Source organism: Wenyingzhuangia sp., from assembly GCF_039768515.1.
Classification (GTDB): domain Bacteria; phylum Bacteroidota; class Bacteroidia; order Flavobacteriales; family Flavobacteriaceae; genus Wenyingzhuangia.
The window spans coordinates 1-8,519 of sequence record NZ_JBDNAI010000151.1 but is presented as its reverse complement, the minus strand read 5'-3'; the positions used below and the strand labels follow the sequence as shown (position 1 = coordinate 8,519).

General features: G+C 36.6%; 7 protein-coding genes and 1 pseudogene. 5 read left to right on the top strand and 3 right to left on the bottom strand.

The features are described 5' to 3' along the window. The 4 genes from ABF281_RS09175 to rlmB form a co-directional block, all read left to right on the top strand. Positions 1 to 1,430 (top strand): TonB-dependent receptor (locus ABF281_RS09175; RefSeq protein ID WP_347181373.1); only part of this gene is annotated, 1,430 nt, incomplete at its 5' end. Positions 1,431 to 1,449: 19 nt separating this feature from the next. Next, positions 1,450 to 2,940, top strand: a complete 1,491-nt coding sequence (locus ABF281_RS09170; protein WP_347181372.1) for a RagB/SusD family nutrient uptake outer membrane protein — start codon at positions 1,450 to 1,452, stop codon at positions 2,938 to 2,940. Positions 2,941 to 2,996: 56 nt separating this feature from the next. After that, positions 2,997 to 3,737, top strand: a complete 741-nt coding sequence (locus ABF281_RS09165; RefSeq protein ID WP_347181371.1) for a hypothetical protein — start codon at positions 2,997 to 2,999, stop codon at positions 3,735 to 3,737. A 79-nt stretch (positions 3,738 to 3,816) separates the two neighbouring features. Continuing rightward, positions 3,817 to 4,581, top strand: a complete 765-nt coding sequence (rlmB, locus tag ABF281_RS09160; protein ID WP_347181370.1) for a 23S rRNA (guanosine(2251)-2'-O)-methyltransferase RlmB — start codon at positions 3,817 to 3,819, stop codon at positions 4,579 to 4,581. A gap of 8 nt (positions 4,582 to 4,589) precedes the next feature. On the opposite strand, the gene ABF281_RS09155 is transcribed toward rlmB, so the two are convergent. Then, a complete protein-coding gene (locus ABF281_RS09155) occupies positions 4,590 to 5,288 on the bottom strand; it encodes a rhomboid family intramembrane serine protease (protein ID WP_347181369.1) in 699 nt (232 codons plus the stop codon). 76 nt (positions 5,289 to 5,364) lie between these two features. Here ABF281_RS09155 and ABF281_RS09150 point away from each other — a divergent pair, with 76 nt between their 5' ends. Further along, positions 5,365 to 6,636, top strand: a complete 1,272-nt coding sequence (locus ABF281_RS09150; RefSeq protein ID WP_347181368.1) for a replication-associated recombination protein A — start codon at positions 5,365 to 5,367, stop codon at positions 6,634 to 6,636. 6 nt (positions 6,637 to 6,642) lie between these two features. On the opposite strand, the gene ABF281_RS09145 is transcribed toward ABF281_RS09150, so the two are convergent. Both ABF281_RS09145 and ABF281_RS09140 read right to left on the bottom strand, forming a co-directional pair. After that, a complete protein-coding gene (locus ABF281_RS09145) occupies positions 6,643 to 8,016 on the bottom strand; it encodes a DUF5723 family protein (protein WP_347181367.1) in 1,374 nt (457 codons plus the stop codon). A gap of 2 nt (positions 8,017 to 8,018) precedes the next feature. Continuing rightward, a pseudogene (locus ABF281_RS09140) lies at positions 8,019 to 8,519 on the bottom strand (hypothetical protein); the annotation flags it as partial.

Sequence of the window (8,519 nt, the reverse complement as noted above, 5' to 3'; positions counted from 1 at the left end):
TTGAGTCTTATTTCAGTAAGTTTGATTATAACTATGATGGAAAGTACTACTTAACAGGTTCTTTAAGACATGATGGTTCTTCAAGATTTGCGAACGAGAAGTGGGGAACATTTGGTTCTGTTGGTGCTTCATGGGTAATGTCTGAAGAAAGCTTCATCCAGAACATAGACTTTATAGAGTTTTTAAAGGTTAAAACTTCTTGGGGTGTAGCGGGTGATCAAGCAGGTGTTGGATTAACATCAGGATATGATACATTTAATGTTGGTAACTTAGCTGGAAACATTTCAATCGCTCCAGGTGGTAATGGAAATCCAGACCTTACTTGGGAAGAGTCTGAAATGTTACAAACAGGAGTTGAATTTGATTTAGGTGTTGTTGAAGGATCTTTGGATTACTACAGCAAGAAAACAAAAAATCAATTCTTTAATAGAAACGTAGGACCATCTCAGGGAATCTCTTCTATTTTAGTGAATGATGGTGAGCTTGAAAACGTAGGTTATGAATTTGACTTAACAGGTCACTTAATCAATAAGAAAGATTTCTCATTAGACTTAAACGTAAATGGTGAGATCATTGAAAACAGAATTACTGAAATGCCATTGGATCCTGCAACAGGAAACCAACAAGTACTTAACGGTGTATTATCTGTAGGTAGATCAATCTTTGATTTCTATGCTCGTGAGTGGGCTGGTGTAGATCCATCTGATGGAGCACCAATGTGGTACCAGTATTATGATGATATTAACAACAACGGTGTTTTTGATGCAGACGAACCAACTTCGGGTGCAAACTCATGGATTCCTGCAGATGCTGATGTAACAAATGCATCTGGTTCTATTGTTGAATATCAACAAGTTGTTCCTGGAGCAAATATTAAGAAAAGAGTAACAAAATCTTATGCTGAAGCATCAGAAGTATATTTAAACAAATCAGGTATCGCTGATATTAGAGGAGCGTTTAGATTAACAGGTAGAGTAAAAGACTTTACTTTCTCTACGCAGTTTACTTATAGTTTAGGAGGATATGCATATGATGGACAATATGGAGAATTAATGTCAGACCGTTTTGGTGCAGTTGGAAACAACTACAGTAAAGACATCGCTAACAGATGGACAACACCTGGTCAAATTACAGATGTTCCTCGTTTAGCAGATGGTGCTGATCAAAATGCAACATCTTACTCTTCAAGATTTGTAACATCTACTGACCATTTAGCATTAAACAACGTAAATGTTAGCTACAATGTTCCTAGTACATATTTAGAAGGTAAAGGATTGGATACATTCAACATTTGGATGTCTGCTGATAACTTATTTATGAATACTGCTAGAAGAGGATTTTTACCAACCACAAGTGAAAGTGGAAGTTCAGGTCGTAGATTATACGCACCAATGACTACTATCACTTTGGGTGTTAGATTAAAGTTTTAATTTAAAAAAATAAAAGAAAATGAATAAATTATTTAATTACGGATTACTATCAGCATTGGCTTTATTAAGCTATAGCTGTGAACCGGACTTCTTAGAAGATCCAGTATTGACCAACACAGGAACATTAACTTCTGTGCAATTTGAAGAAGCGGCTGCTTTAGACCCTTCACTACCTACTGGTTTAATGTCAGGTGTATATGCATTGACATTTACAACGGGTACAGGTGGAACAGGTGGTCATGATGATTTTGGAATGAAATCATATGATGTATTTTCTGACATGTTATCAGGAGATGTTGCCTTAAGTCAAAGTGTGTATGGATGGTACAGAGCATCTATTACTGAATTTGGTGCACCACAAGATTTTACTTTTGGTGATAACAGACAAGTTTGGAGATATTACTACAGAATCATTAGAGGATGTAACTCAGTGATTGATGGATTGGGTGGAATGGATGCAACTCCAGAAAGCCAGGCGAACAAATATACAATGGGTCAAGCGAAAGCTTTAAGAGCTCATTCTTATTTTTACTTAGCAAACTTCTATCAGAAAGAATATGATGCTAGTGAGCCAATTTTACCAATCTACCGTTCTGCAGCTGACCAAAATGGTCCTAAAGTGCCTGCAAGTGAGATCTATGACTTAATGGAATCTGACTTAACAGATGCAATTGCATTATTAGATGGATACAACAGAGATAACAAAACAGAAATCAATCAAGATGTAGCAAAAGCATTGTATGCATATGTGTTAGGTGCAAGAGGTACAGATTATACCAAAGCTTATAACATGGCTGTTCAAGCGATTAGCAACTATCCAGTAATGGTTGGTGCTGAAGTGACTGGTGGATTTAACAATGTTAATACTCCAGGATGGATGTGGGGTGTTGATTTAAATCAAGATATTGGTTTAGGTTTGATCTCTTGGTGGGGACAAATGGATTACTATAGCTATAGTTATCCAGCTTATGGAGATTTAAAAGCAATTGATGCTTCTTTATTCGCACAGATTCCTGCTAATGATATCAGAAAAGGACAGTTTTTAAACAATACAGCCTTTGCACAACACTTAATGCCTTTATTTAAGTTTTATGATTCAGACAGAGTACACACAGGTACTTCTTCAATCGTAAAAGCAGATTATGTATACATGAGAGTTGCAGAAATGCACTTAATGGCTGCTGAAATGGCTGCATTTGCTGGTAATGACGGTGCTGCAAGAGTACATCTTAAAAACTTAGTGAGTACAAGAGTTCCGGATGCATCTTATATTGATGGATTGTCTGGACAAGCTCTTAAGGATGAAATTTACTTACAGACTCGTATTGAATTATGGGGTGAAGGTAAAAGTTACTTAGCAATGAAACGTAACAAAGCTACTGCTACGAGAGGTTCAAATCACCTATCATTTGTTGGGGAACCAATTCCTTACAACGATGAAAGAATGACTTTTGAAATTCCAGAAGGAGAGATTCAATACAACCCTTTCATTAGCACACAAAACCAATAATAACCTTTAGCGATCGCTTTTCACAAAGGGATCGCTAATTATTAAAACTCATAAAAATGAACAAATTAAGAATACTTTTATACATGTGTATAGCTGTTTTTACATTAAACAGTTGTACAGACGAAGTAGAACCACAAGATACGCCATACATTACGTTTGAGACCTCTAGTATGGACATTACTTTTGACCAAGGTGGATCTGTAACACAAGAAGTTAAAGTTTATGCAGCCAATACTTCTGATCAAGAAAGAACTGTAGGTATCGCTGTTGTTGGAGCTTCAACGGATGTTGATGCGGCAGCTTATGTTGTACCAACGACTGTAACTTTCGCAGCTGGATCAAATGTAGCTGTATTGAACATTGATTTAACAGATGTAAACATGTCACCTTTTGCATCCCAAACTTTAGTTGTATCGATTACGAACGCACCTGAAATTTATACAGGTGAAGACTTAACAATCAACGTAGGATTAAGATGTCCAAACAACGGAGTTAAGGTAAAGATGGTCTTAGGTTTTGATAGCTGGCCAGAAGAAGTATACTGGAGATTGGTTGATGTGAATGCAGGCGTAATTGTATTGGCAAGTCAAGCAACACCAGGATACGGTGCTTATGCTGGAATGACAGGTGGTGTTACCATCCAAGAATGTGTTCCTTCAGGAGATTACCAATTACAAATCTATGATGGATACGGAGACGGTGGTACTTCTTATGTAGTGACTGCTGACGGTGTTCAAGTTGCAAATGTAAGTGCATCTTCTTATGGAGGTAGTACTTCTGTAGACTTTAGTATCTAGAGCATAAAAACATACTTTAAAAAACCATCTCTGCTTAGAGATGGTTTTTTTTGCACTTAATTTAACATATCTTTGCAGCATGACAACAGCAACAACCACAGCAACAAATATTTTTGGGATAAGAGCTATTATTGAGGCCATAAATAGCGGATCTACAATGAACAAAATTTATCTTCAAAAAGGGTTAAGAGGAAGTTTGTTTTTTGAGTTGAATCTTTTGATCAAAGAAAAAGGAATTACCACCAGTGTGGTACCCGTAGAAAAATTAGACCGCCTATCTAAATACAGCAACCATCAGGGCGCAGTTGCACAAATTTCTCCAGTTGGATTTCATGATTTAGAGGACTTGATTGAAAAGGTACTCAAAACAAAGGAAGCACCTATTTTCTTATTATTGGATCAGCTGTCAGATGTACGTAACTTTGGAGCTATTTTAAGAACGGCAGAATGCACCGGTGTTGCTGCTGTTATTGTTCAAAAGAATGGAAGTGCACCTGTAAATGCAGAAACCATAAAAACATCAGCTGGAGCAGCTTTTAAAATTCCAATTTGTAAAGTAGACCATATCAAAGACGCAATTTATATGCTACAAGCTTCTGATATTAAAACAGTAGCAGCAACTGAAAAAACGGAAACATCTATTTACGATGTGGCGCTCAACCAACCCATTGCAATCATAATGGGATCTGAGCATCGTGGGGTAAATCCTTCTATTCTAAAAATGGTAGACTTTAAAGCGAAATTGCCTTTGTTGGGAGAGATTGAGTCCTTGAATGTGTCTGTTGCTTGTGGTGCTTTTCTTTACGAAACCATCCGACAAAGATCAGTCAGCAATCAATCCTAAAGAAGAGATCACTCCCCTGGGTCACTAAGGGGTGTTTTTACATCATCATGGACTTCTTGATCACTTCGAGGGGGGACATAATTACCGTTTTCATCGAATAATAAATCGAATGCGGTTTCTTCAAAATAAGGGTCGGGTTTTTGAATCCCTTTGTGTTTATATATCATCGCAAATACAAGTCCAACGAGAAAGCCTGACAAATGACCTTCCCATGACATCCCCACTTGAATGGGTAAAACATACCAAATCATGCTTCCGTTCATAAAAATTACGATCAGGGAAACAGCTACCAACCTGAAATGCTTTTTGAGAAGACCACTAAAAAAAACAAAACTAAAAAATAGATATACAACACCACTGGCACCAATATGATAGGATTCTCTTGCAATAATCCAAGTAAGTAGACCGGTAAAAAAACCTCCATAGACCAACACTTTTAGTGCAACTTCTTTGTAAAACATAAAGGCACTTAAAAGGAGCGCAAATAAAGGGATTGTGTTATTGAATAGGTGTGCGGTGTTGCTATGGATAAAATGGGATAAAAAAACACCTCTAAACCCCTTGAAATCTCTAGGGTACACACCGTATTTATTGAAATTGTAGCCAAACTTAATTTCTATAAAATAAAGCATCCAAATCACCATAACATAGAAGATGGGTATGGTAAGCATGGATTTTGAAAAATAGAGTTGATTTGCCTGTTTCATAAGTCCAAAAGTAACAAAAAATGAACCAAAGTAGATTCTTACAGATTCTGTCAGAAAACTTTGTTATTTTTACCTTATGAATGCACCATTGGCAGAAAGAATCCGTCCGAAACATCTTGAAGATTATATAAGTCAGCAACATTTGGTGGGTGAAAATGGGGTTTTAACAAATCACATTAAACAAGGGATCATTCCCTCATTAATTCTTTGGGGACCTCCTGGAATTGGGAAAACTACGCTAGCAAATATTATCGCAACAGAATCAAAAAGGCCCTTTTATACCCTAAGTGCTATTAGTGCTGGAGTAAAAGAGGTTCGGGAAGTCATCGAAAAAGCAAAAAATAGTGGTGGCTTGTTTACCGTAAAAAATCCCATTTTATTTATTGATGAGATTCATCGGTTTAGCAAATCGCAACAAGACTCTTTATTGGGCGCCGTAGAAAAAGGATGGGTAACGCTTATTGGTGCTACGACAGAAAACCCAAGTTTTGAAGTCATCCCTGCCCTACTGTCTCGATGTCAAGTGTATATTTTGAATTCTTTTGACAAAAATGACCTCATCAATTTGTTAAAGAGAGCCATTAAAAAAGATGTATTGATCTCTAAAAAAGAGATTCAACTCACAGAAACTGCCGCATTATTGCAGGTGTCGGGAGGCGATGCTCGAAAATTACTCAATATTTTTGAACTAATCGTTGGTGCAGAAGAAAGGATTGAAATTACCAACGAATTGGTCTTGTCTAAAGTTCAAAAGAATACAGCTCGGTATGACAAAACTGGAGAACAGCATTATGATATCATTTCTGCTTTTATAAAGTCAATACGAGGAAGTGACCCAAATGCTGCCGTGTATTATTTAGCAAGAATGATTGAAGGTGGTGAAGATGTAAAATTTATTGCACGGAGGATGCTTATATTGGCTTCAGAAGATATTGGAAATGCAAATCCAACTGCATTTATATTGGCAAACAACACGTTTCAAGCTGTAGCTGTGATTGGACATCCTGAGTCTCGTATTATTTTAAGTCAATGTGCCGTATACCTTGCAAATTCTGCAAAAAGTAATGCTTCGTACATGGCTATAAATGAAGCTCAGAATCTCGTTAAACAAACTGGAGACTTATCGGTACCGCTACATTTGCGAAATGCCCCAACAAAATTAATGAAAGATATTGGCTATGGCAAAGAGTATGCCTACGCACATAATTACCCTGAAAACTTTGTGAGTCAAGAATTTTTACCTGAAGAAATTTCAGGCAAAAAACTCTATGATCCTGGAAATAATCTACGCGAAAATCAATTTAGAGATCTTTTAAGAAAAAGATGGAAGGATAAATATGGCTATTAATTCAGACTAATCAAAAATTAGATTGAGTCCCATTTGAAAGGAAGCACTGCTCGCATTTGCCAGATTATTGAACGCAAAAAGACTATCTACCATACCAAAAAGAGAGACATTTCCTATTTGAGTAGAAATTCCGACACCTACATTATGAAAAGAATAATCGTCTACCGTATAGGTTACTTTGGCATGGAGTTTTTCTGTAAATGTCTTCTCATAAAATCCCGTGATGGCATACTGCGGACGTAAAGGTCTCATAATGGTGTGTATTTGGAGTCCAATAGCATCCGAATAAAATTCCTTGAAGGTGTTGTCATAGCAAAATTTACTTCTTCTTTCCGAACCAAAACTGTATTTTAAAGCTGCATTTACTTTTGTTGGTCTCCAAGAAGTATATGCATTTGCGTTGTTGCCCCTTGGTACTTTTTCTTCAAAATCGGCATTTAACGCTGCCCAATAATTTGTTGGGTTAGCGGGGTCAAACAAAAAATTTACTCCTTCAAAAGTATAACTTCCTTTTACGGTGGTGTTTTGAACTTTTTTTGAATAATTAATGTATCCAAAATCGATTATACTTCCGGTAAACTCCAATCTAGGCGAAAGATGATAGGTGAGTCCAACATCGAGTCCAACTCCCAAACTCCCTCCTAAAAAAGAGTTGGCAATAAGTTCCATCGGGTTTTCTAGGTATTCATCGTTTACAACCAAACCTGCGGATAAAAAATTTAAGTCGATGGTGTTCAAATAGTTGGTATATATATTATTTGTTCCTAGTTGTGTTGTAACGGTTCCAGAATTATTTTGAGTTTCAATATTTAATGTGGAAGAATATACCTTAAGCCTACCTCCTAGTGTCAGCTTTTGATTTATTTTTCTGGACATCCCAACATGTAAGATACCTGCAAAATCTACTTTATAAAGGAGTTGTGACAAGTCAAAGCTTTTATTAAGATAGGGAGCATTCCCTTCATTTAACAACGTAATTACATCTTTGGGCCAGTAAGCAATGGCATCCAATTCTTGGTAAAAGCCGAAACTAATATAGGTTTTATCGTTCACTCTAAAACCGGCATTTAAAACATCAATTTGAACATTGATTTTTAGGTGATCTTCGGGTGTCAATTTATTTAAAAGACGGAAAATTTTTGTATTGAAATCAATGCCATCTTCAGAAAAAAGATCGTTTAATTTGAAGTTCTTTAGAGCAACATCTCCAGACATTCCCGAGAGAAAAGGAATTCCAATATGAAACTTGTAGTTTGTTTCCGCACCAGGATTTAACAAAAGGGTTTGAGGGTTTTCTGCAAAACCATATAAAACCTGTTTGTTTTGCGTTTGTATACTTAGAGATACAAAAAGCAGCATCAGAAAAATGAATCTCTTCATAATTATTCGGTAGCTATAAAATAGGTTCCAGCGGATTTCAGTACAAACGCTCTTGGATCATTTTCAATGAGGGGTGTGGCGGCTCCAGAAATGGTTACTGAGGTTCTAGTTTTTCTAGTGTTCAAAATAATTGGATTTAAACGAACTTCAATGGTTTCTTGAAAGTCAAATGCTTCATTTTGAGCGGGTATATTTAGCGGGTTTAAGGTGTAGATAATCGTTCCATTATCATCTAAAAATGCTATCTCCACAGTAAAATCTCTGGGCATTTCATTCTTACCTTCGATATCAATAATAATTTTATCCAAGTTATCTCGGAGATAGGCATTCTCTAGAATACGGAAATCTGACACATCAGATACTGGGTTTACATTTTCTGCACCCGATACCGGGTCTATAAAATCATTGGAATCTAAAGCGAAATAAACCAGGGGTGTTTTTATGACTGGCCGATGCTCAAAATCCTCTACTTGATTAAAATCTAACGTTTCTGAGCATGCCAG